Raw genomic sequence first — 24,496 nt, forward strand, 5'->3', positions numbered from 1 at the left:
AACGTCTATGAATCGTTCGCTGTGAATATGTCCGACGAACAAGGTGTGAGATTGCGTTAGCTTTAACTTTGACTTTGACTACGCCAGCTTTAGATCGAATTGAGTGCGGTACATCACCATATCTTCAATCGTCAGGATTGGCATGTTGTGTTTACGGCTAAACTCGACCAGCTCTGGTGTTTTCGCCATTGTACCGTCTTCGTTTTGCACTTCACAAAGCACACCCGCAGGCTGTAGACCAGCCATTTGCATCAAATCAACCGTACCTTCGGTATGGCCTCGACGAGTCATTACTCCACCAGCACGTGCGCGCAGTGGAAATACATGCCCAGGTCGAGCAAGATCATCCGGTTTGGCCGTTGGGTTTGCTGCCGTTTTGATTGTTGTCACACGATCTTGCGCAGAGACACCAGTCGTCACACCCACTTTCGCTTCAATCGAGACAGTAAACGCCGTCTGATTCGCGCTGTTGTTGTTTACAACCATAGGTGGGAGATCAAGCTTAGTCGCTTGCGCATCGGTCAAACAAAGACATACGATGCCACTGCATTCACGGATCATCAGTGCCATCTGAGCGTTGGTTAAGTGCTCAACAGAATAGATGATGTCGCCTTCGTTTTCACGATCTTCGTCATCCAGCAGTATCACACCGCGACCTTCTCTGAGCGCAGTTAATGCATTTTCAACACGAGTAATTGGGTTGCCAAATTCGGCAAGTAATGAAGACTGATTCATGGTTAAACTCCTAAATATCACCAGAATCAGGGCTGTATGAGGGATATAACATCCAAAACGAAATGCACCAGCGAGGGGCGCTAATAATATAGCACCGCCGACTGATGTGTTTTCATTCTCTCTCATCCGGACTTTAACCGTCGGCTCTGGGTTTGCACCAGATCTGCTGACCTCGACGTATCGAGCGCTCGCGGGCTGATCTTACGCACATTTATGCGAAGGTAAGATTTACCGCCGGTGGGGAATTTCGCCCCGCCCTGAGAATAAAAATTAAAATAATGACGCTAATTCGGGCCAAACGCCCAAAATTAAGCGGTGCTATGGTAGCGTGTTATTCACCTTAAAACTACAATCTATAGCCCGAAACAGACACGAAACTAGCGGATAAACAGCCGACTGATGACCTTTTGAGTAACATTTCGCCATTTCAACATCATTCGACTCCGAGGCAACCAAGTTGGAGTCACGAGTACCGTTTTTAAATTTGAAAGTGCTTTAAAGCCTTCGATACCGTGATAACGCCCAATCCCAGACTCGCCGCTACCACCAAATGGCGCGTCATCCAACGCCACATGTAAGAGCGTGTCATTAATACAAACGCCACCGCTGTGGGTGTTCTGGAGAACATGGGCTTGTAATGCTCTATCATTACTCATAATGTACAGCGCAAGGGGTCTTGGGCGCTGGTTAATCCGTTCGATGACCTCATCGATGGAGTCATACCCAATCACAGGCAACAGTGGTCCAAAGATCTCTTCTTGCATCACCAACATATCCTCGCTCACATCCGTGAGAATATGAGGCAACATTTGACGCTCGACAAGTTGCGCACAGTCAATCGTCTCAACTTTTGCTCCTTTCTCTGTCGCATCATCAAGATAGTGTTTCAATCGAGAGTACTGAGCCTGATTGATAATACTGGTTAGACTGCGCTGACCTTTTTTGACTGGAAATAGCGATTCAAATCGCTTCAGATAAAGAGCACCAAACTCTGATACTTTGTCTTTAGGAACAAAGACATAATCTGGAGCAACACAAATTTGACCGCTATTGATGGATTTACCCAACATGATCGCGTCAATCGCTTTTTGAAGATCCGCATTTGTACCCACAATCACTGGCGATTTTCCGCCAAGCTCTAAAGTGACAGGGGTGAGATTTTTAGCGGCAGATTGGGCAACTTTACGACCAACGGCCGTTGAGCCTGTGAAAACTAAATGATCAAAGGCGAGTGAACTAAACTGCGCTGCAATGGAAACACCGCCCTCTATCGAGTAGATATGATCACTCAAACAGGCAAAGACTCGATTTAGTACTTCATTGGTATGGGGCGTGGCTTCACTCAGTTTAACCATCACACGGTTGCCCGCGGCAATGGCTGTGACGATAGGGGCAAGGCTTAAAAAAATAGGAAAGTTCCATGGAACCATAACGCCAACCACACCAACAGGTTGAAAATGAACCTGAGCTTTTGAAGGCGCAAGTAACAATCCAGCGGATCGATGGCTGGGTTTCATCCACTTCTTCAGGTTTTTTAGCGTGTAATTAATATGGCCAACTGTCGGCATCACATCACAAATAGTGCTATCAAATTCCGTTCGATAACCATAATCTTGATTTAACGCGTCAACGAGCTCAGCTTGCGTGGCTAACAACTCTAACTTGAGCTTAGCAAGTAACTCAACACGTTCGTCATAACTCGAGTCGGGCGATTGATTGTATGCTTTTTGAACCTGTTCAAACGTGTCGACTAGCGCTTGTTCAGATGCTAATTGCTCTTGATTACCACACACTAATTCCATTCGCTCACCCTCTTTATCACGTTAATCACTACGTTATATTATCTCATTGAACAGTGTTCAAGCTTTTTAATGGTCCAAGTTTTTGCTGGTTTAAGATACACAGATTTCATATTGATTTATTATCGTCTTTAACAAGCTGGTCGGCTATGGCTTGTTGCTTTTCCGTACAAGCTTCTACGGCTTTTGCCGTTACTTGTAACGCCTGTGCCATTTGAGACACATTGGTGGTTGCAGACAATACCGTTGATTGAAGTGGTCTTAACAATAGCCAATAAATACAACCAATAATGGCAAGCAGCGCCAGTACCGTCAGCGATACAATCAAGATCAGTTTAAACTTCACATCGTCCAGAAAAAGCTGTGTTTTGTCGCCCACCACTTGTTTAGATTGAGCAAAAGCAACCGGCAGCTGTTCAAGTGATTGAGTCGAAATATTGATAAGTTGATTGACATTATCGACCGTTAATTCAATGTTATTTTGTTGTTCGGGAGTTAAATCAGGGCTGGCGGCTATCGCATTTAAGGAGTCAGCAAGAGAGTTGAGTGACTGGCTTGTGGTATCAATCGATTCTTCTATACCTTGCAGATCCAAGCTTACATTCACTTGAATGAATGCGTTTTTATTGGGTTTGTCTTTATCGGGTTCATCTTGGGAAGCAAAGGCGGTGGGAAGCAGTAGCATCAAGCTAACAAGAGTAAAACCAACCGATTTGAGCAGAGTTCCTTTATGTAACATGTTGTGTCCTTTAATGTTTAAGCATCTCATTTCGCGATCATTTTAATGCTATAACAATAGAAGGCTTAAGTTATAAATTCCAATTAATAATCAGATAGATAAAATTAGAAATCAAACGTGAGGCCCACATTCAACTTATAGTCATTCCTATTGGGTATCACCCCGTCAGAGTCTACTTTCGGGTTTGAGTTATGATCCCAGATAAATTTCACACTGAAATCAAGATCGTCCACCAACTCAACATCAACACTGATATCATTACTATGACGAACCCCTCCCGAAGCCGCATTGGCCCAGTTCAAATCGTAGCCATAACTCACATCGATATCTTTGGTTAGCTCGTACTCCAAATCCGAGGAAAATACGACAATAGGGCTATTTTCAGTGGTACTTTGGCCTTCTAATACGGTATCAAATTGAGTCGTCTGAAAACCAGGACCAAGAGAGACATCCCATTCTAAATCTGACTGGGTAATAATAAAGTAACCCATCTGCATCGAGGCGTTGACCCGATAATCGATGTTTTGAAATTTATCGCTATTCACGGCCATTTTTATCGGACGAAAGAAAAGCCGATTACTGAGATAGATATCGTAAGATCCATTGAACTGGTGATTTTGAGCCGTTTTTTCTCCCGACGATTGAGTGACGTTGCCATTATATTTGAGCAAGGTACGGGAGTAGACCGTTTGTCGCTTGCCATTTAGCTCCGCTGACACAGAGAGTTCATCAGTATTGCCTTTGCTAAAGTTTGCGCCTAAAAAGAGATCCGTTTCCCAGCGCTCTATTTCCGACTCCACACTGCTGTAGATTGATACCACAAAACTGACAGGGTAAATATATAACTTGTCGCTTTGGATCGTCAGTTTATCATCAGCGATGGTTAAATGACCTTGATGAGTTTCACCATTAGCTAGCCGAACTCGAAAAACATCGGCCGTTTGCAACACGGCGATATCTTCAACATCGATCTCAACATCGCCCAATTCCTCACTGTCGAACTCAAGCGTCAGCTCGTAAGAATTGTGTTCATCTTTAACTGTTCCGGTTAAGCTTCCAAGCAATACCTCACCAGATACTAACTGAACCCACCCTTGCCCTTTTTCGACGGTAATCATTGGTTTAAGCTGCGTAGGGGGATTAAGATCAACAGAGGATTTGAGAGCATCTGACGAGGTAACAGGCGCCTTACCCACTTCACTGTCTACCACCGACTTTTCGTTCTCGATCGTTAACTCCCCAGTAAAAATCTGATCTTCTGCCACAACGGGCAAACTCAGGGGGATCATCAGCAACAATGATAGGGCAGTGGGTTTAATAATATTGGTCATCATTCCTGGAAATTTAGCGATCTCGCATACCTATTAACGATTATATTGGTCTCTGTAGTACTCAACAAACTGAACACTCACACAAGCACATAGAACAGTTCAATAGTCGCACAGCAAGCGAGAAGACCGACAGGAGAGTGTAAAAAGTGTGAACATACTTACGCTATCTTGAAGAAACCGCACAATAAGTCAGTTTTCTTTTTCATGACTCTTTAGCCTAAAGACACGCTAACCCGTTACTGTTTTTTGCTATGGAGAGCTTAATGAAAAGAAATCATGCTATCGCTTCAATCAGAGGCTTATTGCTGATTTGCATGGCACTCAATCATTTTATTTGGATGACTGGTGGACGCTCAGTTATACAAGTATTGACACTGCAACCCTTAGGTCAAGTGGGGGCAGCAGAAGGGTTCATTTTTATATCTGGGTTGATGGTGGGGCTTATCTATTGTCGGCCTTCAGCTACGCAAATAACCCGTAAAATATTCACTCGAGTTAAGCAACTTTACTATTACCACATCGGTGCGCTTGCGCTCATTGTAGGTATTATCTTGATGGTTTCTTATGGCGGGGTCGGTTATCCCTCTTTTTTTCAATCCATGTTTCCATTCTTATTTAGACAACCAGAGCTAGCCACAGCGATGACTCTGGCTCTCATCCACAAACCGGCGTATTTTGACATACTCCCTATGTATATCGCGTTTATGCTTTGCACTCCTATGGTTATCCATTCATTAAATAAAGGAAAAATCATCGGAGTGATCACGGTGAGCCTCGTTATCTGGTTGAGTAGTTCATGGGTGAATTTGTCGCAAGGGTTGTCCGAACTGGCCCCCATCACACCGATTAATACCGGCTATTTTAGCTGGCTTGCATGGCAACTCCCTTTCGTCATGGGCGTGTGTCTTGGTTATAGCCACCACCATGTTTCAATTGCCTGGTTTCAATATAAGCGCGTTGTTGTCGCCGCTTTCATCATCGCTTTTGTCCTTTTTCTTGCCCATCACAACGTGTTTTATCCATCTTTGGGGATTCATCAAGGTACGCTTTACCAGTATGCCGACAAACCGACGCTTGGTTGGCTAAGAGTGCTCAACATGTCGCTGTTGATTTACCTGTTTAGTTACTTGATTCAGCGGTGGCCTAATGGCGTGGTTATTCGACCTTTTGCATTACTGGGTCGACACTCACTGCAAGTTTTCACCTGGCACTATGTCGTGATTTTTACTCTGACGCCTTTTTGCACTCAATTCGTTAAGAACAATGGGCTCTATCATTCAATGCTGATTGTAGTGGTCCTATTGCTCTTTTTACCCCCTCTCATGAGAGAAAAACACCTATTGTTCCGCCGATTCACTTTTAACAGGAGTATATAAATGAAACTTTGGCTATTACCCATGACAACACTTTGCATCGGGCTCGTTGGTTGCGATCAAGCTTCAAAACCATCGGATGAAACCACACATGCAATGAACAGTACCGAAAAGCATACTTTGACGGTTAACGTCTCTAATTTAACCGCAGAAGGAGGGGTTCTCAGCGTCGGTTTATATGGGCAAGACGAACAAATGCTAGAAGAAAAGAAGGTATCGGCCAATGAAATCATCCACAAGGTCGTCTTTACCGACCTAGAAGGCGGTTACTACTCTGTGCAAACCTATCAGGATATTGACAGCAATCAGCAACTGGACATGAACGGCTACATGCCACTAGAGCCGCTTGGTTTTTCTAACAACCCAACTCTTCAAGGTCCACCGACTTTTGCTATGGTTGGCTTTGAAGTCTCAGGCAATACCACGCAGGATATTGTGCTGGTTGATTATCGTTAACAGCCTTAGCGTTTTTTAGCGGGGATCAGAAGCTCCATCGTCCACTTTTGATCCTCGCTAAATGGACCACCGCCATTCACTTTAGCATTGACACTGCCTAATCCGTGATCGTCGAATGGCGTTAATGACGTTATCCACTCATACCCACGCACTAAATAAAATGGGGATTCAACCAAATAATGGCAATACAGTGACTCTAGAGCATCCCCTATATCTTTTATTGTTCCCTCCAATTTACACTGCAAATAGCTTGCTTGTGATACTTCACTGCCCGTTTTAGAAAACTCAAAATAGGCACTGTCGTAATCATGTTGTGGGGAAAACATCCCTTGCTCATCATGCTGACCGATCAAAATCGCCCCCTTCCCCTGGTTAATCGCCTCAATATTCCCAATAAAGTGAGCCACAATGTCCGCTAATCGATACGCTTTAAGAATGCAGTGGGAGCCAACTGTATAACGCGTTAGGTGCCCAAAATGCGCCGGCAACAAAACCAGTTTTTTCGAGAAATGTGTGACACTTGAGGGTAATGTGCTCTCTTGTTGTGCAAGCAACTCTATGGAACAGATTAATGAACCATCAGGCCGTTGTTGCCACACAATGGGCAATGCTTTAACGGAAAGCTGCTGGTCTGGCATAAATACGAGTTCAAGATATTTAAAGAAAGGCGCTATGTAGTCAATATTTCGCACTTGAAAATTCCATACACTTCTTGCGGGAAGTATCACCTTCGTTAGTACATGTTCACTTTCTTCATTCGGTCCATCACAAGCGGCCAGCATCTGAAACAATCCGGATAAATAAGAACAACTATTGCGGTATTCCAGCGTGAAATATTGTCGATTTTGGTGGTTCCATCCCTGGGTCGCCAAGTCAAATTCAGACCACAAACGGCCAAGTGGCCGCTTAAACTCTTCCCCGCTGTTGGATATCGATGGAAAAACTTCGGGCACCCCTTGAACCTCGATCCTTTTAAAGTGTGATAGATAGGGAGGACTAACGGCTATCTCTTCGACAAACTCCAAGTAGTGCGTCGAAATGGGTGTTATCACGAGGAAGTCTGCAAAATGAGGTGCACTCTTTAGGTGCTTAGGGGAAACATGAAACTGTTTTTTGAAGGCTCGGTAAAAAGCTTCATGACTGTCGAAGCCAAAATCAAGCGCGATATCGAGAAGTCGTTTATCGGTGTCGGCAATTTCCTTTGCGGCCAGAGACAATAGCCGAGCGCGATAGTAATGCCCTACCGACATTCCAGTATAGCGTTTAAATTCATGCTGCAAGTGCCACCGACTCACATTCAACGTTTGGGAAAGCGCCGCTACATCGAGCTTTTTAGGAAGCAAGCACTCGATGGCGTCAACAATACGCATAATAAAGGTAAATGATCTCATGCGCTTAGAGTGCCTGACCGAGACCCCAACGACAAAAACGTGCAGTGATTTTTCGATCCCATTCAAAAGAATAGATACCAGCGAGACCTTTATTGAGAGCCGCTGATATTAAGTCGAGAAAAAACCGCCCATTACCCAATATTTCTCACGGTTATCACTAGTTTAATCCGCTAGTCTTATGAGTCATCCATATATATTTATTGTCGTAATCGTCTCAAGAAAAGGAAGATATCAATGATAGTAACCACAACCCAATCCGTTGAAGGCAAACGCATCGTCGCTTACAAAGGTGTCATTGCAGGCGAAGCCATTTTAGGGGCAAACTTGTTTAAGGATATGTTTGCGGGGATACGCGATATGGTGGGAGGCCGCTCTGGTACTTATGAAAGAGAGCTGGAAAAAGCTCGCTTGATCGCGTTTCAAGAGCTAGAAATGAAGGCCAAAGAACTCGGGGCTAATGCGGTTGTAGGGGTTGATATTGACTACGAAGTACTGGGGCAAAATAATGGCATGCTGATGGTCTCAGCAAGCGGTACCGCGGTCGTTGTTAACTAAACGATGAACTCGCTTATTAACACAAGCAATTGAAACCATGCAGGGAAGGTAATAATGGAATATCCGATATTTGGAAGCTGCCAATGTGGGCAATTAACCTACCGAATAAAGCAAGCCCCTACGATGGTGCTCGCTTGCCATTGTACTGAGTGCCAAAAACTATCAACAGGGCCATTCAGTGTTACCGCTATCTTCCCTCGTGAAGCCATTGAGTTTAGTGGGACGTTAAAAGAATGGACTCGCCTATCAGACAGCGGCAATACAAATGGTGCCAAGTTTTGTCCTGAATGCGGTAACCGTGTTTATCATTTTAATCCTGATGACCTTTCCACCCTAAAGCTCAAACTAAAACCAACCCAGTTAACCGATAACACTCTATTCGAGCCCATGGTGCACATCTGGGTAGGGGAAAAACAAACATGGTATCAGATCCCTGAAGGGGTCAAAGCGTATGAAAAGCAGGCACAATAAACGGCTCAACCTGCGTTTATGCGTAGGGAAATATTTCTGCGCTAGACCCGGTCTGATCTATACCCGGCCTAATAAGTCACGAGGGACTCATCCATACCGTTAAATGGATTCATTTGAATGTAATCGCCGAAGAAAAGGATGTTTATGAAGCTTATCTACACGTGTGAAAACCACTTTCTGATCACAAACGCAAAAAACATCATCGATGCACTGGGTATCGAAACCTTTATTAAGAATGAATTTTCGACTGGGGCTGTAGGAGAAATATCGGCCTTCGACTGCTGGCCAGAACTGTGGGTTGTTGACGATACCGACTTCGATGCTGCGGCACTGGCGATCGAATCCATGATCAAGCCGAAGAACACCTCAACTTGGGTTTGCCTGCACTGCAAAGAAGTGAATGAGCCGGCGTTTGAACTGTGCTGGAAATGCCAACACGAAGCCTAATGACTGAATGACCCATTCGTAGAAATTAAAGCCATTTACAGTGTAAACCTGGCCCTGTTTAAGATATCTGGCCATATTTAAGAGAGAAAGTAATGACCGCAATAAAAAAAGCAACGTTATATTATGTCTACGACCCTATGTGTTCATGGTGCTGGGGGTACAAACCTACATGGGAAAAAGTAAAGCAAGGAGTCAATGACCATGTTGATATTACCTATGTTTTGGGGGGATTAGCCCCTGACAGTGACGTCGCGATGCCTATTGATATGCAAAAGCAAATTGCCTCCTACTGGAAAAAAATAGAAGAGTACTTAGGAACAGAGTTCAACTACGATTTTTGGACCAAGAATACCCCAAGACGTTCTACCTACCCTGCTTGTCGCGCACTACTGGCGGCGAGAGCTCAAGGTGCAGAAGAAACCATGCTGACAGCGATTCAAAAAGCGTACTACCTCGATGCGCAGAACCCCAGTGATAACGAGACGTTAATTCAACTTGCTGGTGAACTGAACCTTGATCTGGACGCTTTCAAAAAGATGCTGGTGGCGCAAGAGACACAAAATACCCTTTTGAGAGAGATTCAATTTGCTCGATCAATAGGCGGTAACAGTTTTCCATCGTTGTTTATTGAAAAAGAAGGTTCAGTAACGGAGTTGAAGATTGATTACCAAGACGAAGCAGCAACGATCAAGGCTATATTATTGCCTTAAGGTGGAGTTTTAGAGGTATATATGGAGGTAAAGCGATTCATGGAATGAGCGGAATACAACGCTGACACGATTGATTCTACCGCATTTCATAAAAATAAAGCTCCACAAGCCAATTGAAAATTGAACTCCATGGCTTATGAAGCAAACAAAGTCTTACGAACTCGCTTCCGATTTAATTGAACGTATCAGTACCGAGGTATCCATTCTATTGTCGCCAGACTTACTTAGCACCTCATAGCGTTCATTGGTTTTTTCTGTCAATGGCAGAGAGAGCCCCTGGCGTTGAGCTTCATCTAAGCAAAACCCTAAATCTTTGATCATCCAATCAATCGCGAAACCAAAATCGAATTTATCTTGAGACATGGTAACCGCGCGGTTTTCCATCTGCCACGATCCGGCAGCACCGTTTTTTAGGCAATCAACCAGTGTAGGAATGTCCAAACCGGACTTTTCCGCCAACATTAAGCCTTCTGATAACCCGGTTAACACGCCAGCGATGCAGATCTGATTCACCATTTTAGCCCGTTGACCCTGCCCAACTCTGCCCATCAGCACCGAAGACTTTCCGTACGCACCAAAGACAGGTTGAAGTTCATCAAATAGAGCTTGATCACCACCACACATGATAGTGAGTACACCGTTTTCAGCGCCGGCTTGGCCACCCGAAACAGGCGCGTCCATAAACCGAAGCCCAGCTTTCGTTGCAGCATCTTCCAGCTCTTCAGAAAGCTGCGCGGATGTGGTGGTGTGGTCGACAAGTATTGCGTTCGGCTTCATCGCTGCAAATGCGCCCATTTCGCTGGTGGTCATAGAACGAACGTCATCATCGTTTCCGACACACAGTAAAACCACATCGGCCTCAGCGACACATTCAGCGACCGTTTCAGCCGTATTTCCAGAATACTTTTCCTTCCAAGATAAAGACTTAGAGTAAGTACGGTTAAATACGGTGACGTCAAATCCTGCCTTTTTTAAATGCCCAGCCATAGGGAAACCCATCACTCCCAGTCCGATAAAACTTATTTTCATTGCTTTTTCTCCCTGATTTAACTGGTGTGTTTTACTGCATTAACGTGATTCCTGCCATCAGGGCATCGAACAATAATGTCAGTGCTTTCGATGTAATTTGTCTTTCTTTGTACACTAAATAAGCCTGTCGGTCACTACGATGATCATCATGTTGTACTTGAACTCAATTCATCTCATTAAGAGTAAAGATTTGGAACAATGATCAAGGGGGACAGGTTTTATGATCATAAAAAAACCGAGCACTAGAGGCTCGGTTTATCTGTCATGATCCGCTAAAGATTACAATTCGGCGTTATGGTAGACCTGCTGAACATCATCACAGTCATCAAGCATGTCCATAAACTTCTGGAATTTCTCGGCGTCTTCACCCGTTACTGGCGTGTGAGTTTGAGGAACAAAAGTGATTTCCTCTACATCTAACGTAAGCTCTGGAAATGCACTATTTAGAGCCGTCTTCGTTTTGAAGAACTCGGTGTGCGGTGCAAATACCGTGACTACGCCCTCTTCCACTTCAACATCGGTCACATCCACATCTTCCATCATTAGCGTTTCTAAAATGATTTCGTCATCATCGCCTTTGAATTGGAATACCGCTTGGTGATCAAACATGTGAGAAACCGTACCTTCAACACCAATTTTCGCGCCTGTTTTCACAAAGCACTGGCGTACGTCTTGGAAAGTACGATTACCGTTATCGGTTAGACAGTCAACAATCACACAGGTGCCACCAGGACCGAAACCTTCATAACGAGCAGGTGTGTAATCTTCACCACCACCACCGTTTGCTTTATCAATCGCTTTATCGATAACGTGAGCGGGAACTTGATCTTTTTTCGCTTTAGCAATCAGGTGCTTAAGAGGTAGATTCATGTCTGGATCGGAACTGCCGTTCTTCGCACACATGTAAATCTCTTTACCGTATTTAGAATAAACTTTAATTTTTGCGCCTGCGGTTTTTGCCATTGAGGCTTTGCGCACTTCAAAACTTCTTCCCATCGGGATATTCTCTCTAATTCAATTTAACGCGAAGGATTTTAGCAAAAAGCTGAATCATTTCAATTTTTAGCTCAACAAAGACAAGGGATGTGTTCGACTACATCACACCCATGACTCGCTTGTACTTTGAAATAGACTGTTCAAACCATTCTCTTTGTTGCTCATTGGCGATCTTATTTTTTTGTTCAATAATTTCACTCGGAATCGCTTTTGCCTCTCGAAGTTTCCAAACTAAGAACGATGCTTGTTTATCAAGTTCAATCTTATTTTTTTCATCAGTCGGCAGTTGTGAGAGATTAATTGTCATAGCGGCTTGTCATAGTCAGTACATGGGCGGGAAATATATCACACAGGAGTTGATTTTTGGGGCATTTATGACGATTGAGATCAACTTATCATTGAAAATAATAAGGGTGGCATGAGCGCCACCCTTGCTGTGTATTGCAAATATTGTTAGTGCAGAATGCCTAACTCTCTTGCCTCTTCAATGGTTAAACCACTTTCGCGAATTTCTCGTAACGCTTCAATGCGACGACGAGCATCCGCAGATTTAACTTTGATAACTGGCTCTTGTGAATGCATCTCTTGTTCCTCGAGATCCCACTTATTTGCAATGTTAGTCATATCATCATGGTCAATAGAATTTATGGACATATTTCCTCCGAAAAAAACCATGTTTGGACAGGTAATCTGTAGCAAACCACCTTCCGCTTGTTAAGACTTTTCGATTCAGAATGTGATAAGCATAATGAATCTGACACCTAGTTAATAAATTACTCAATTAACGTTTGCACCCTTATAATTGTAGTCGTATTTTTAAGAGATTCCGCTCCAAACTTTCCGTTTGATCTAGGTCTCAGTTTTATTTCTATCTCGATCCGCCCTTTTCTCCTTGAAGCGCAGCAACTCTCTTCATGTTCCGATGCCCCAGAGCGTTATTTTTCGAGCCACTTCACTGTTTTATCTTTGTTAAGTGTTCCATTTAAATTAAATGCTAATGATAATGGTTATCATTTCTTTTATTTGCATTTGGACTATTTATGGATAACCGACCGTTAAATGACGCCTTTCATCCCGACCCTATTATTCGCGTCCGCCACCTGTGCGTGGACTACATTACCGATAACGGAGATTTCGAAGCCGTTAAATCCGTGAGTTTTGATATTGGTAAAGGGGAGATCTTTGGACTGGCTGGAGAATCAGGCTGCGGAAAAAGCACCATTGCCTTTGCGTTAAATCGCCTGCATAAACCGCCCGCTTTTATCTCTGGTGGTTCAGTCCACTTTGATGAACAGGACCTACTCAAGCTCTCTGACAATGAAATCTGTGCACTTCGCTGGAGTGAGATAGCAATGGTGTTTCAAAGTGCCATGAACTCCTTAAACCCAGTCCTAAGTATCAAAGAACAGTTTTGTGATGTCCTACGCCACCACAAAGGAATGAACGATGCACAAGCTCAAGACAGAGCTGAAAAACTGCTTGATCTGGTCAACATCCCTCGTGAACGTCTTAGTGAGTACCCACACCAGTTTAGTGGTGGAATGCGTCAGCGACTTGTCATCGCGATTGCACTTTCTCTTAACCCTAAACTCATCATTATGGATGAACCGACAACCGCCTTAGATGTCGTCGTTCAACGAGAAATTTTGCAGCAAATTTATCAATTGCGCGAAGAGTTCGGTTTTTCGATTTTATTCATCACTCACGACTTAGCGCTCATGAGTCAATTGTGCCATCGGATCGCAATTATGCGTCATGGCGAAATTGTTGAAGTCAACACGTCCGAACGAATTCGAAATGCGCCTCAACATCCCTACACTAAGAAGTTGTGGGCTTCCTTCCCCAACATTCATGAAACCTCAACACATCACCACCAGGGCGACTCTGTGCCGCGTAATGCACAAGAACAACAGCATTTGTCTTCTGTGAAACAGAATCACCAGCAAGGAGTATCACTATGAACACCCCAATTCTTCAAGTAAACAATGTGGTTAAGGATTTCACTGTGAGGGGCGGCCTCTCTAAACAAGACACTTTCCGAGCGCTTCAAGGGATTAGTTTTAATATTCATGCCGGTCGGACATTAGCCCTGGTCGGAGAGTCTGGTTGCGGTAAAAGCACCTGTGCGCGCCTAATGACAAAGGTGTACCCGGCGACAGAGGGAGAAATTCTGTTCAACGGACGTAACATCAATGAGCTCAAGTCTCGCAAAGAGATCCTGGAGTACCGTGGTAAAGTTCAAATGGTATTTCAAGACCCATTTGGCTCGCTAAACCCGACCCATACCATTGAACATCACCTCACTCGCCCGCTTAAAATTCATAAACAAATCACTCATACCAGTGAACTACCAAATCGTCTTCAAGAGCTGTTGGCTATGGTCGAGCTAGATCCGGATACACTTAAGAAATATCCACACGAGTTAAGTGGCGGTCAACGGCAGCGAGTTAATTTGGCTCGAGCGTTAGCTGTCGGTGCTCAAGTTATTTTGGCCGACGAACCGACCTCTATGCTTGATGTTTCCATCCGTTTAGGGGTTCTCAATTTAATGCAACGAATGAAGAAAGAGCTCGGAATAGGGTTTCTTTACATCACACATGATCTCGCGACTGCGCACTATATCGCTGAAGAAACAGCGGTGATGTACAAAGGGCAGATCGTTGAGTGGGGTGACACGCAATCCATCTTATCTAATCCCCAACACCCCTACACCAAACTGCTGATCTCCGCCGTTCCCGATCCTGATCTGCCATTTGGTAAATTGGTTAAAAATGAACCAAACTATTCAGTAAATGCTGATCAAATTCGACAGCGATGCAGCCTTGTTCAAACTGAAACACAACAAGTTGGTAGTAATCACTTTGTAAAGCAATGGGATAGCGCAGCATGAATGAACTAGATAGTTGGATAACACAAATCGAATCTTGGTATCAACTGCGAAAGCATGATCAAGTGACGTTGCTTGAACCATTGATCCTTAAAACGCCAGATCAATTATGGGGACCAACTATCACCAATGCACAAAGTAAAGCGATTGCATGCTGGCTAGACGCTTGCTTACGGGTATTTGAACACAATCGCTATACAGCATCGGATAAAGCGTTTCAGTACCTTCAGCTGGCGTACAGTAAGCTTCAGCAGGTGGCGTGCGACCCACTTTCCGATCGGGATCTTAAAGACTGGTCAATGAAGCGGGTGCAACATCTTGTCGTTTTACTGCTGGAATTCTGTAACCAGCAGACTCAAGAAACTTGGCGGAGTCAATCTCATCAACTGATTGAAGCCCATGTTCATTTTATGGCCGCCAATGATCACGAGAGCCGCGGTAGGAACGATGATCAAGGTTATCACTCATCGCGATCGTTTCATTAATGGATCATTTCAGTCATCAATGCCCAGCTTAACCGCTCTACTTGGTCACAACGAATATTCTCGCGCTATCCCGAAAGCATGATCATAGATCACCTTGATCATGCTTTCGTAAATTATGTTAATCCTTGAATTTTAGGCAAAAAAAAGCGAGTTCTTATGAACTCGCCAACAATTCAGAATGTAACAAATATGAGCCAATCTATTTAGAAGGGACAAAAGGTTGTCTATTCGAGATAAATACTAGCCCCATCAGTGAATAACAATGTCAGAAGTGTGTCAGAGCAATGTCTTAAAACGGTCTAAAATTACTCACATAGCGCATAGCTTTTGTATCCACTAAACACTCCGATAATTGAATGAAAAATATGTGGACTGCACGTACTGTATATAGGCTAATGTTAGACCGCGACTTCGTCTAGTGCTCTAAACACGGTTTCATCCAAATGGCCATCAAAGACTTGTTTGCACACTTTTCGTCTTACCGCTAATCCAGAAATTAAACGCTCAATGGACAGGTGTTTATTTTCGCTCTGTTGATTGTATAGCTCCACAAGCTTGCTCAATGTCTCATACGGAAGCGGGACTTCTCCGACTCGAAGCCAGTCAAGCTTATCCAGAAGCTCTATACACTCTTCTTTAATCGAAGAGTGAGAATGCCCTGTCATAGCAGCTAAAGCCGTTATACCGCGTTCTAGGGCTTCTTCAGAGGTATATTTGGAGAGCGTGATAGTAATTTCATCCGCATTAATTTCTACAAGGTGTTTTCTTAACTTAACTCGACGACCTAAGCGGCCCCGAGGTGAAGGCGCTTTTCTTTGAATCGGCTCAAACTCACCATCAATGATTTCTGATAGCTCAGCGAGTTTCTGTTTAGACACCATTTCATGTCTTAATGGGTTTGGTAGCGTAGGCGCCATATTGCGCTTACCAGCATTTGTTGTGCGAGCACGAGAATAGCGTAACACTTCCTCTGCATCACACTTAATATCAACTTGATAATCCGTGACTTTGTCTTTCTCGATCATTGAAGTGATCGTTAAGTGATACCCCCAGAGGTTAACAACAAATAATTGATCATCGCCCTTCCCTTCTGAGAGTTTCTTTAATTCACGGATCAAATCCATCGAGAATCTTCGCCATTCAATATTACGCGCGAGCTTTTGGTTAAGCTCGGTCAGCAGCATGACATCGGTGTGGCGGCGCGACATACGAGTCCGAAAATAAGAGTACAGTTGGAAGACCAACGTATGCTGTTTCAAGATTTCTGGCGGGAATAAGAAAAAATAATCTCGGGTCATTAACTCTTCGTAAAAAGAGGGTTCCCACACTAAAATATACAGATTAGGCTTGATTCTAATTTCGCCGTCAGCGTTCTCTGTTGGTGCTTCTTCTGAGGCCGTGATGGTACGCGCTAGAAATCGAAAACGGTCACTCTTAAAGCCTTCTGGCATATTTTCACTGAGCCAACGGCCAGTCAGCTCATGCAATTGGAAGTCTGTAAATTCAATGCGATCGATACTATCTCTGATCGAGTCTCGTGCGGGACCACTGTCTTTTTTACCACGCAAAGACAAAATATCAGTGATATACAAAGGCGTTTTATTTGGAGCGGCCTGTGCTTCGAGTTGATAGTCTTCTCTATGATGATCATGATATTGAACCGTCAAGGTAAACAGCGCGAACAAGGTCATTAAATCATCGACGGTCATAATATTTTTAGAGGATCGAGTTTCAATGACTGCGCGAGTACCTGAAATTGATACCATAGACTTTTGGTAGTTTTTACGGGTTCTTGGCGGCGCTAGAGCTTGATCAATGATACCTGCCCAGTTGGTTGGCGATACAATGAATTGATCAGCCTCATCTTTCATTGTGGGGGGGATATTTAAGCCATGTTCATTAAGCAATCGCTTGTTAACTTGTGTTTGAGCCAGCGCTTTAGAACGTTTTTGTTTTTCATTTTGTTTAACAGATTCAGTGACTAAACTCGTTGAACCTAATACTGATATCAAGAGATTAGGGTTAACAAATTGATGCAGCATGGTTTTACCGGCCAGTCCTTCTTCAAAACGAACAGGTATTTGTTTGAAAAGGCCAATCGTCACAGCAGCACGTAATCGTTGCTGAATTGCCGCTCGTGTGATTTGACCGTCGGTAGCATCGATTAATTCAGTTGTAGAAACGTATCCATCTTTGCTGCGAAAGCCTTGCAGTGAAATAAGATTCAAAAGTTCTACAATACTTTTGGTGACACCTTTGAAGTGTTGATACTGCTCTACCCAGCCCACAGCGGCTTCTGATACTTCAAAAAGGTGACCTCCCTTGTGACTTCGGGGAGATTTAATTAGTAGTTTTTCTTCTGAACTCATTATTAGATCCGGATCACGTTGGCCGTAATATCGCTATAGTTCCAAGAGAATAAAGAAAAAAAGATCATAAAGAAAGAAAAATTTATTGCTTTTAAATAACTGATCTATTTGATTAAGATGATCTATATTGATTATATGATCTAATGATCCGAGTGAGTTTTTGTTCGTAAGTTGCTGTATATAAAGAAAATAAAAAAAACACTCATGAAAGCATGATCATAGTAATAACGAAACAATGATCATCTGATCCATGAAAGCATGATCAATCATAGTCCTAAGCATGATCAACGAAACCTAGGATAGATGATCAAAGAAAAAACGAAAACATGATCATCATCTCTTAACACCTTATCCACAACCCTTCATAAAATTGAGTGGTTTATTCACTCGTATCTTTTTATCCGAACGGGTAGAGACGGTTTACATTCCAGAAGCATGATCAAGAACGCTCCTTATTAAAGAACTAATGACACTATTTCGTTTTATTATTGACCAAACTTAAGTGCAACAGCAAATAGAGTATATATTAGCCATCACCTGATTCTACTATCAGTCAATTCGAAAGCATGATCAAGAATAAGCGGATTTTGAAACGCATGTGCAGATAATCTCTTCGTTTAACTTAGTTAAGGGTGATTGTTACCGTTAACCATTATTCCATCTACATTCCTCCGTAATTTGAGAGATAATTTACATGCTTCCGAAGGTGTATATCACTTGATCATCGTTCCGACTCATGATCTTAAATCAAGATCCGAATGAGGTGATGAATTTGAAGGGATTTCTCCTTGATCATCTTTCCATAAAAGCCGTTTTTCTTCGGAAGAATGATCATGAATCAACTCTTGATCATTCTTCCGATATTCATCCAATAAGCGCTCCAGTATGCCATGACTTATCTGTGGTCCTGTTTCTATTGTTTGACGACTTAATCGCGTACTGAGTGAAAATTTGGCCTGTTTATAGTTCAAATGACACAGGCCGTAATTTATTCGACCTTTATAATCGTTCCGCACAGATTTATTTTCCACCATCTTTTAATCATGAAAACGTATTTTACATTGTAAATTAGTGACATTGTAACACTTTTAATCTATTGGCTTTTCTTACGTTAGTGCCATAGAAAGTCGTGTACTATATTCATTTGAAATGGACGTTTATCATCAATTACATCAATAATACTCTTATTAATGGAACACTAATGTTTTATTGAATGTTCACCTTTTTATTGAGTGTATCTTAAATTGCTGTACAATCGGTTGTTAGATAAATAACAACGGAATTTGGCAATGAAAAGAGAACAAACAATAGAGAATCTCTACCAGCTCGCTGAACAGACCCAACAAGTCCAAGCTGACCGTATTGAGATAGTGTTAGAAGAAAGAAGTGATGAGCATTTTCCTCCAATGTCTAAAGCATTAATGGAAACTCGCTCTGGACTCACTCGAAGAAAACTCGATGATGCCATTAGTAAGCTTGAGGCCGCTGGGCATCAATTTACCAAAAATAACGCTAATCACTACTCTATTTCGTTACAAGAAGCACACATGCTTATGGATGCTGCGGGTGTCGCCAAATTTCATCAACGTAAGAAAAATGGCGATAATAAGCCTTGGATTATTAACGTTCAAAACCAGAAGGGTGGAACGGGTAAGTCAATGACGGCGGTTCATCTGGCTGCCTGTTTAGCGCTTAATTTAGATAAGCGTTACCGTATTTGCTTAATAGATTTGGATCCTCAAGGTTCACTGCGTTTGTTTTTGAACCCTCAAATCAGTATCTCAGAGCATGAAAATATCTATTCTGCGGTCGATATTATGCTTGATAACGTACCTGACGGTGTTGAGGTAAACAAAGAGTTCTTGCATAAAAATGTCATGATGCCCACTCAGTATCCAAACTTAAAAACGGTATCGGCTTTCCCTGAAGATGCGATGTTTAATGCAGAAGCGTGGCAGCACCTTTCAAAAAATCAGTCACTGGATATTGTAAAACTTCTGAAGGAAAAACTGATTGATCAGATCGCAGATGACTTTGATGTCATTATGATTGATACCGGCCCGCACGTTGACCCGCTGGTTTGGAATGCCATGTACGCATCGAATGCGCTGCTTATTCCTTGCGCCGCTAAGCGTCTTGATTGGGCTTCAACCGTCAACTTCTTCCAACATTTGCCGACCGTATATGAAATGTTTCCTGATGACTGGAAGGGGCTCGAATTTGTGCGCTTAATGCCAACAATGTTTGAAGATGACAATAAGAAGCAAGTGTCGGTGTTGACTGAAATGAATTATTTGCTTGGTGACCAAGTGACGATGGCGACCATACCTAGAAGCCGAGCATTTGAAACGTGTGCTGACACATACAGTACGGTTTTCGATCTTACAGCTGGGGACTTTGAAGGTGGTAAGAAAACATTGGCAACCGCTCAAGATGCAGTACAAAAAGGCGCGCTAGAGCTCGAACGTGTCCTTCACAGCAATTGGTCTTCACTAAATCAGGGGTAATGAAAAATGGCAATAAAAACGTCTGACTTAAACGCAAAACTCTTTGGTAAAGCGAACAAGCGCAGAGCAACCACACCGTTAGAAGCGCAAACTGCGGCCAAAGAGCAAGCTCAAATTATTGAACTTGCCGTTGCGGGTGAACAATTGGTCTCTTTTGAGCTTGTCCGAATTCCTGCCAATGAGCTAGAACAACGCACAACGGTATTTGCTGACAATGCTCGTGAGCAGTCTTTTCTTAACGAACATGCATTATCAGATGTATTGACGACGTTAAAAGAGAGAGGTCAACAGTACCCAGCGGTCGGTCGAAAAGGCAAAGATGGTAAGATAGAAGTTTTAGACGGTAGCCGCCGTCGTATGTCGTGTATTTTGGCAAACAAAGAGTTTTTAATCTATGTTGCTGAAGACATTAATGCAGAGCATGCGAAGTTTCTCTCTGATGTAGCCAATGCTCATAAGCCCTTGTCATTATACGAAAAAGGCAAAGAAATGCTGGCCAAGCTGGATAGCGGTGAAGCAGAAGATCAAAAAGCACTTGCACGTATGTTTCAGTGCAGTGAAGCATTGGTCAGTGGTGCATTAAAAGCCGCTTCGCTACCTCTAGCCTTACTTCAAGCGTACCCAAATGTCAGTGATCTAGGCCGCCCAACTATCGTAAAACTTCATAAGCAATACCATGAATTGTCTGAAGAACATCGCTCAACATTATTAGATAAGTGTCAGTCGAGTGATGGATATGTGTGGCAGCGTAGCCAAGTTCAAGGCGTGGCCCGGTTAACTAAAGAAGTGTCAGAAACGATTGAAAATTGGATTGATGAATTGTCCCCGCCAAAGAAAAGTGGGAACAGTAAAATTGATCTTATCAAAGGCCGTGCGACTTATAGTCGAAAAGGCGCGAACCTAGCGCTGAACCTAAAAAAGGTAGATGACGAGACAATGAGGGATATTTTGTCGTTCATTGAAACGAAACTGGGGTAACTCAACTCATTCTACAAGGCCGCGATTTCGCGGCTTTTTTTATGGTGTGTGATAAGATTAACCCATCTAAATCAGACTGAACGCATACCTATGTCTACACCCATCTCGTTTCTCTCCAAGCTATCTTCCGTTGCGGTTCAAAACCATATTCGTTTTGGTGTTGTACTACGTGGGCAAAAACATTGGCAAGAGCAGACCGTTCAGTCGTTTATTGATGCTCATCGCCCACGAACTATCTTCCAACTAGGAGGCGATCCGTTTTCATCCAGCGATCCACTTTCATCCAGTCATCATGTAACATTTAAGCAAGGCAAGCGCCTCCTCGGGCAAGAGTGCCAGCTCTTAATTTGTGATTTTTCGGATGGTTTTGACGCGAACAGTTTCAGTGCTGCGATTGGAACGTTAACTGGCGGTGGTATTCTAATCATCATTCCCAGCGATAGAAATAACAAGCGTTTCGGCGAGTTAAGCTTTGATGCTCAATGGCTAGAAAAAGGGCTGTATCAGCTACTAAATATTGAGCAAAACCGCACTCTACCTGGGCTCCCTGATGTTACAGATACTCCGGTAAATTCAGTCTATCACGAGCAAGAGCACGCGATTGAAAAAATAATCAGAGTCATAGAAGGCCACCGAAAACGTCCATTGATGTTAACTGCCGACAGAGGAAGAGGAAAAACCGCATCGCTCGGACTCGCCTCAGCTCAGCTAATGATGTCCAAGTCGTTAGATATCATTGTTACCGCCCCGACATTAACGATGGTTTCTCCATTGTTCCACCATGCTGCTTTATCATTATCATTGCCGGTTACTCGAACTGGCGAACTTGATTACAGTTCAGAGCGTCATTCATCATCGATTCGCTTTGTTGCGCCGGATGACCTTATTCGATTAAAACATCAATGCGATCTACTGATCGTAGATGAAGCAGCGGCTATTCCGGTACCCATGCTAAAAACCTTTGTGCAGCGTCATCACCGTTTGGTATTGTCGAGCACCATTCATGGCTATGAAGGGTCAGGACGAGGGTTTAGCTTAAAGTTCATACCTTGGTTGAAAAACGAAAGGCCAGGTAGCTCGGAATTGCATTTAAATCAGCCGATACGTTGGCAGCGGAACGACCCGTTAGAGCATTGGCACAATACCGCCTTTTTATTAGATGCTGATTGTATTGGTACGCCCGTGGGCGAACAGCCTAACCTTGAAGCGCTGTCGCTGGTTAAAATAGAAAAAAGTCAGCTGATTGGCGATCCCGCTTTGTTACGCCGCTGTTTTGGTTTATTGGTGAATGCTCATTATCAGACATCACCGAATGATCTCTTTCATCTTTTAGGCGACAACCTCACCAGTCTTTATGTGTTGATGCTAAAAGATGAGTGCCTTGGTTGTATATTAACGGTTGAGGAAGGAGGCCTGAGCCTAGAGATGGTCGAGCTTATTCAGCAGGGAAAACGCAGACCGCCAGGCCAACTGGTTTCAGTATCCATCGCGAATCAGTTAGGCATCGCGAAAGCGGCTTTAGATAAAAGCTTGCGCATCATGAGAATTGCTGTTCATCCCTCTTACCAAGGCATCAACATAGGCTCTCTGATGTTGAAACAGCTCCAGCAACGGAATAAGAATTCATTTTTGTCCACCAGTTTTGGTGCAACGTCAGAATTAATACGGTTTTGGAGGAACAATCATTTCTCTGTAGTAAGAGTTGGAAGCCAGCGAGATAAAGCCAGTGGCTGTTATTCTGTGACCATGATAAAGGGTGATAATGTGGAATGGTTAGATAGGGCAGAGCAGATGTTTGCTGATAGTTTGGAATATCGACTGTCTGATAGTTTGACTGATATGGAATTCTCGGTTCTACGAACATTATACCAACAGGTACCATCTTCTCATTGTGACCTGTCACCGGAAGAGATGAATCTACTCCAGTTTTATGTTCAAGGCGGTGCCAGCTTTGATAGTATCGCGTATATTTTGCGTCGCTTAATCGCTTTTATATTGATCCAAGAAAATGGCTTTAGTCTCAGTGTTCAACAGAGCGAGTCTACCGTTTTCAAATCATCTTCTGCTTTCAAGTCATCATCGGCTAGCTTAGTGACCGATCTACTCATTGCTAAAGTACTTCAACAGAAAAGTTTGTTTGAATGTTCTGCTGTCATTTCTGCGTCAGGGCGAAAACAAAGCGAGTTACAATTGAAGCAAGATATAGAGAGTTTACTCTGTAATTTACAGTGTAAACTCTCTATCCAAAATACATACCCGTAGTATTTACACTGTAAACTGATAAAAAACATCATTTAATTCAACTCCTTTATTCAAAAAATCCTACTAATAATAAAGTATTAGTAGGATTTTTTTGTTTAAAGTGGGCTAGTTTTAAGTGGTTAATAATTAAAGAAAAATCGACAGTTTGTAATGAGCGACGCATTTTTATCTATTCACATTCAAGTTTGGATATTTGCGTAATAGTCAATTCTTCCTAAACTCAAAATTAACGTCAGTAGAGAAACAAACAGCACCAGTAAGCACTAACAAGAAATATACATAGGAAAACATAATGGACTGTTTATTAGGTGAATCGCTAGAGATCTCCACCGTAATGGATGCAAAAATTCAGTATGCGGAATGGCTTAAACAATCATCCTTGCTACGTATAAATGCGTCGCAAGTTTCTAAGGTTGATACTGCTGGAGTTCAATTACTGGCTTCCCTTTTTGTGAGTGCTAAACGATTGAATGTGACAATTGAGCTTAGTGAAAGCTCTGCTGTGTTGACCGAGGCGTTCGTTACCCTTGGCTTAACGAGCGTTTTCAATGATGAAATGGATGGTTGAAGGTGAGTAATATGACAAAGATTTTAGCAGTAGATGATTCGATTTCTATTCGTCAAATGGTAAGCCATACATTGAAAGATGCAGGGTATGAAGTTGAAACAGCCAATGATGGCAGCGATGCGTTAAAAAAAGCGCAACTGACGAAATTTGATGTGGTTATTTCGGATGTCAACATGCCGATCATGGGAGGCTTTGACCTTGTAAGAGCGATAAGAGGCAAGCCTCAATATAAGTTCATTCCCATTCTTATGTTAACAACGGAAACCAGTATTGAAAAAAAACAGGAAGGTAAGTCTGCTGGAGCGACGGGGTGGTTAGTCAAACCGTTCAATCCAGAAACATTGCTCAAAACGTTAAAACGTGTGATCTAGCGAACTATTAAAACAAAAAATAATGTCAACTCGCAGG

The 24,496-nt window shown here is 43.0% G+C and carries 24 protein-coding genes, 1 pseudogene and 1 riboswitch; of the genes and pseudogenes, 14 read left to right on the forward strand and 11 right to left on the reverse strand.

Annotated elements, in window-relative coordinates:
• Nucleotides 1–78: 78 nt before the first annotated feature.
• The 4 genes from ribB to QF117_RS01110 form a co-directional block, all read right to left on the reverse strand.
• Nucleotides 79–735 carry a 3,4-dihydroxy-2-butanone-4-phosphate synthase gene (ribB, locus tag QF117_RS01095; protein WP_282385627.1) on the reverse strand — a complete coding sequence of 219 codons (657 nt, stop codon included), beginning with the start codon at nt 733–735 and terminating at the stop codon, nt 79–81.
• Nucleotides 736–845: 110 nt separating this feature from the next.
• Nucleotides 846–1,004: riboswitch (FMN riboswitch) on the reverse strand.
• Nucleotides 1,005–1,112: 108 nt separating this feature from the next.
• Entirely contained in the window at nt 1,113–2,537 is a 1,425-nt protein-coding gene (locus tag QF117_RS01100) for a coniferyl aldehyde dehydrogenase (protein WP_282385628.1), read from the reverse strand.
• A 106-nt stretch (nt 2,538–2,643) separates the two neighbouring features.
• Nucleotides 2,644–3,273, reverse strand: coding sequence for a hypothetical protein (locus QF117_RS01105; protein ID WP_282385629.1), 630 nt, complete (start codon nt 3,271–3,273; stop codon nt 2,644–2,646).
• A 104-nt stretch (nt 3,274–3,377) separates the two neighbouring features.
• Complete coding sequence (locus QF117_RS01110; RefSeq protein ID WP_282385630.1) at nt 3,378–4,607, reverse strand: DUF481 domain-containing protein; 1,230 nt, start codon at nt 4,605–4,607, stop codon at nt 3,378–3,380.
• Between the two features lie 260 nt (nt 4,608–4,867).
• Between QF117_RS01110 and opgC the strand changes: the two genes are divergently transcribed.
• Nucleotides 4,868–5,980, forward strand: a complete 1,113-nt coding sequence (gene opgC, locus QF117_RS01115; protein ID WP_282385632.1) for an OpgC domain-containing protein — start codon at nt 4,868–4,870, stop codon at nt 5,978–5,980.
• Nucleotides 5,981–6,433, forward strand: a complete 453-nt coding sequence (locus QF117_RS01120; RefSeq protein ID WP_282385633.1) for a DUF2141 domain-containing protein — start codon at nt 5,981–5,983, stop codon at nt 6,431–6,433. It abuts the gene before it with no gap.
• Nucleotides 6,434–6,438: 5 nt separating this feature from the next.
• Here QF117_RS01120 and QF117_RS01125 read toward each other — a convergent pair whose 3' ends face one another.
• Complete coding sequence (locus QF117_RS01125) at nt 6,439–7,824, reverse strand: AraC family transcriptional regulator (RefSeq protein WP_282385635.1); 1,386 nt, start codon at nt 7,822–7,824, stop codon at nt 6,439–6,441.
• 234 nt (nt 7,825–8,058) lie between these two features.
• Between QF117_RS01125 and QF117_RS01130 the strand changes: the two genes are divergently transcribed.
• The 4 genes from QF117_RS01130 (at nt 8,059) to QF117_RS01145 (ending at nt 10,007) form a co-directional block, all read left to right on the forward strand.
• Entirely contained in the window at nt 8,059–8,379 is a 321-nt protein-coding gene (locus tag QF117_RS01130) for a heavy metal-binding domain-containing protein (protein WP_282385637.1), read from the forward strand.
• Between the two features lie 54 nt (nt 8,380–8,433).
• Nucleotides 8,434–8,850: a GFA family protein gene (locus tag QF117_RS01135; protein WP_282385639.1), complete on the forward strand. Its 417-nt coding sequence runs from the start codon at nt 8,434–8,436 to the stop codon at nt 8,848–8,850.
• Nucleotides 8,851–8,994: 144 nt separating this feature from the next.
• On the forward strand, nt 8,995–9,297 hold the full coding sequence (locus QF117_RS01140) for a DUF2007 domain-containing protein (protein ID WP_282385640.1): 303 nt from the start codon (nt 8,995–8,997) through the stop codon (nt 9,295–9,297).
• Between the two features lie 92 nt (nt 9,298–9,389).
• Complete coding sequence (locus QF117_RS01145) at nt 9,390–10,007, forward strand: DsbA family protein (protein ID WP_282385641.1); 618 nt, start codon at nt 9,390–9,392, stop codon at nt 10,005–10,007.
• Nucleotides 10,008–10,160: 153 nt separating this feature from the next.
• Here QF117_RS01145 and QF117_RS01150 read toward each other — a convergent pair whose 3' ends face one another.
• The 5 genes and pseudogenes from QF117_RS01150 to QF117_RS01170 all read right to left on the reverse strand — a co-directional run bounded on the left by QF117_RS01150 (nt 10,161) and on the right by QF117_RS01170 (nt 12,686).
• On the reverse strand, nt 10,161–11,036 hold the full coding sequence (locus QF117_RS01150; protein WP_282385642.1) for an NAD(P)-dependent oxidoreductase: 876 nt from the start codon (nt 11,034–11,036) through the stop codon (nt 10,161–10,163).
• A 31-nt stretch (nt 11,037–11,067) separates the two neighbouring features.
• Nucleotides 11,068–11,211 (reverse strand): annotated as a pseudogene (locus tag QF117_RS01155) (LysR family transcriptional regulator); the annotation flags it as partial.
• Nucleotides 11,212–11,315: 104 nt separating this feature from the next.
• Nucleotides 11,316–12,032 (reverse strand): YebC/PmpR family DNA-binding transcriptional regulator, encoded by a 717-nt coding sequence (locus QF117_RS01160; RefSeq protein WP_282385643.1) that lies wholly within the window; start codon nt 12,030–12,032, stop codon nt 11,316–11,318.
• Between the two features lie 97 nt (nt 12,033–12,129).
• The gene (locus tag QF117_RS01165) at nt 12,130–12,339 is read right to left on the reverse strand and encodes a DUF3283 family protein (RefSeq protein WP_282385644.1); all 210 of its coding nucleotides are present in this window, start codon (nt 12,337–12,339) and stop codon (nt 12,130–12,132) included.
• Nucleotides 12,340–12,485: 146 nt separating this feature from the next.
• Nucleotides 12,486–12,686: a hypothetical protein gene (locus QF117_RS01170; protein ID WP_017036499.1), complete on the reverse strand. Its 201-nt coding sequence runs from the start codon at nt 12,684–12,686 to the stop codon at nt 12,486–12,488.
• A 386-nt stretch (nt 12,687–13,072) separates the two neighbouring features.
• On the opposite strand from QF117_RS01170, the gene QF117_RS01175 reads away from it, so the two are divergent.
• From QF117_RS01175 to QF117_RS01185, 3 genes are read left to right on the forward strand one after another with little or no spacing between them, the layout of a single operon-like run.
• Nucleotides 13,073–13,993 (forward strand): ABC transporter ATP-binding protein, encoded by a 921-nt coding sequence (locus QF117_RS01175; protein ID WP_282385645.1) that lies wholly within the window; start codon nt 13,073–13,075, stop codon nt 13,991–13,993.
• Nucleotides 13,990–14,922 carry an ATP-binding cassette domain-containing protein gene (locus QF117_RS01180; RefSeq protein ID WP_282385646.1) on the forward strand — a complete coding sequence of 311 codons (933 nt, stop codon included), beginning with the start codon at nt 13,990–13,992 and terminating at the stop codon, nt 14,920–14,922. Before QF117_RS01175 ends, QF117_RS01180 begins: the two co-directional genes overlap by 4 nt.
• Nucleotides 14,919–15,404: a transcriptional regulator gene (locus QF117_RS01185; protein ID WP_282385647.1), complete on the forward strand. Its 486-nt coding sequence runs from the start codon at nt 14,919–14,921 to the stop codon at nt 15,402–15,404. Before QF117_RS01180 ends, QF117_RS01185 begins: the two co-directional genes overlap by 4 nt.
• A 398-nt stretch (nt 15,405–15,802) precedes the next feature.
• Here QF117_RS01185 and QF117_RS01190 read toward each other — a convergent pair whose 3' ends face one another.
• Complete coding sequence (locus QF117_RS01190) at nt 15,803–17,773, reverse strand: replication initiator protein RctB domain-containing protein (protein ID WP_282385648.1); 1,971 nt, start codon at nt 17,771–17,773, stop codon at nt 15,803–15,805.
• A gap of 1,289 nt (nt 17,774–19,062) precedes the next feature.
• On the opposite strand from QF117_RS01190, the gene QF117_RS01195 reads away from it, so the two are divergent.
• From QF117_RS01195 to QF117_RS01215, 5 genes are all read left to right on the forward strand, one after another.
• Nucleotides 19,063–20,280 (forward strand): ParA family protein, encoded by a 1,218-nt coding sequence (locus tag QF117_RS01195; RefSeq protein WP_282385649.1) that lies wholly within the window; start codon nt 19,063–19,065, stop codon nt 20,278–20,280.
• A gap of 6 nt (nt 20,281–20,286) precedes the next feature.
• Nucleotides 20,287–21,258, forward strand: coding sequence for a ParB/RepB/Spo0J family partition protein (locus tag QF117_RS01200; protein WP_282385650.1), 972 nt, complete (start codon nt 20,287–20,289; stop codon nt 21,256–21,258).
• 90 nt (nt 21,259–21,348) lie between these two features.
• On the forward strand, nt 21,349–23,520 hold the full coding sequence (locus QF117_RS01205) for a GNAT family N-acetyltransferase (protein WP_282385651.1): 2,172 nt from the start codon (nt 21,349–21,351) through the stop codon (nt 23,518–23,520).
• Between the two features lie 292 nt (nt 23,521–23,812).
• Nucleotides 23,813–24,088 (forward strand): STAS domain-containing protein, encoded by a 276-nt coding sequence (locus tag QF117_RS01210; protein WP_282385652.1) that lies wholly within the window; start codon nt 23,813–23,815, stop codon nt 24,086–24,088.
• Between the two features lie 11 nt (nt 24,089–24,099).
• On the forward strand, nt 24,100–24,459 hold the full coding sequence (locus tag QF117_RS01215; RefSeq protein ID WP_017036508.1) for a response regulator: 360 nt from the start codon (nt 24,100–24,102) through the stop codon (nt 24,457–24,459).
• The last annotated feature ends 37 nt before the right edge of the window (nt 24,460–24,496 follow it).

Origin of the sequence: Vibrio sp. YMD68, from assembly GCF_029958905.1 — a bacterium.
Taxonomy (GTDB): Bacteria; Pseudomonadota; Gammaproteobacteria; order Enterobacterales; family Vibrionaceae; genus Vibrio.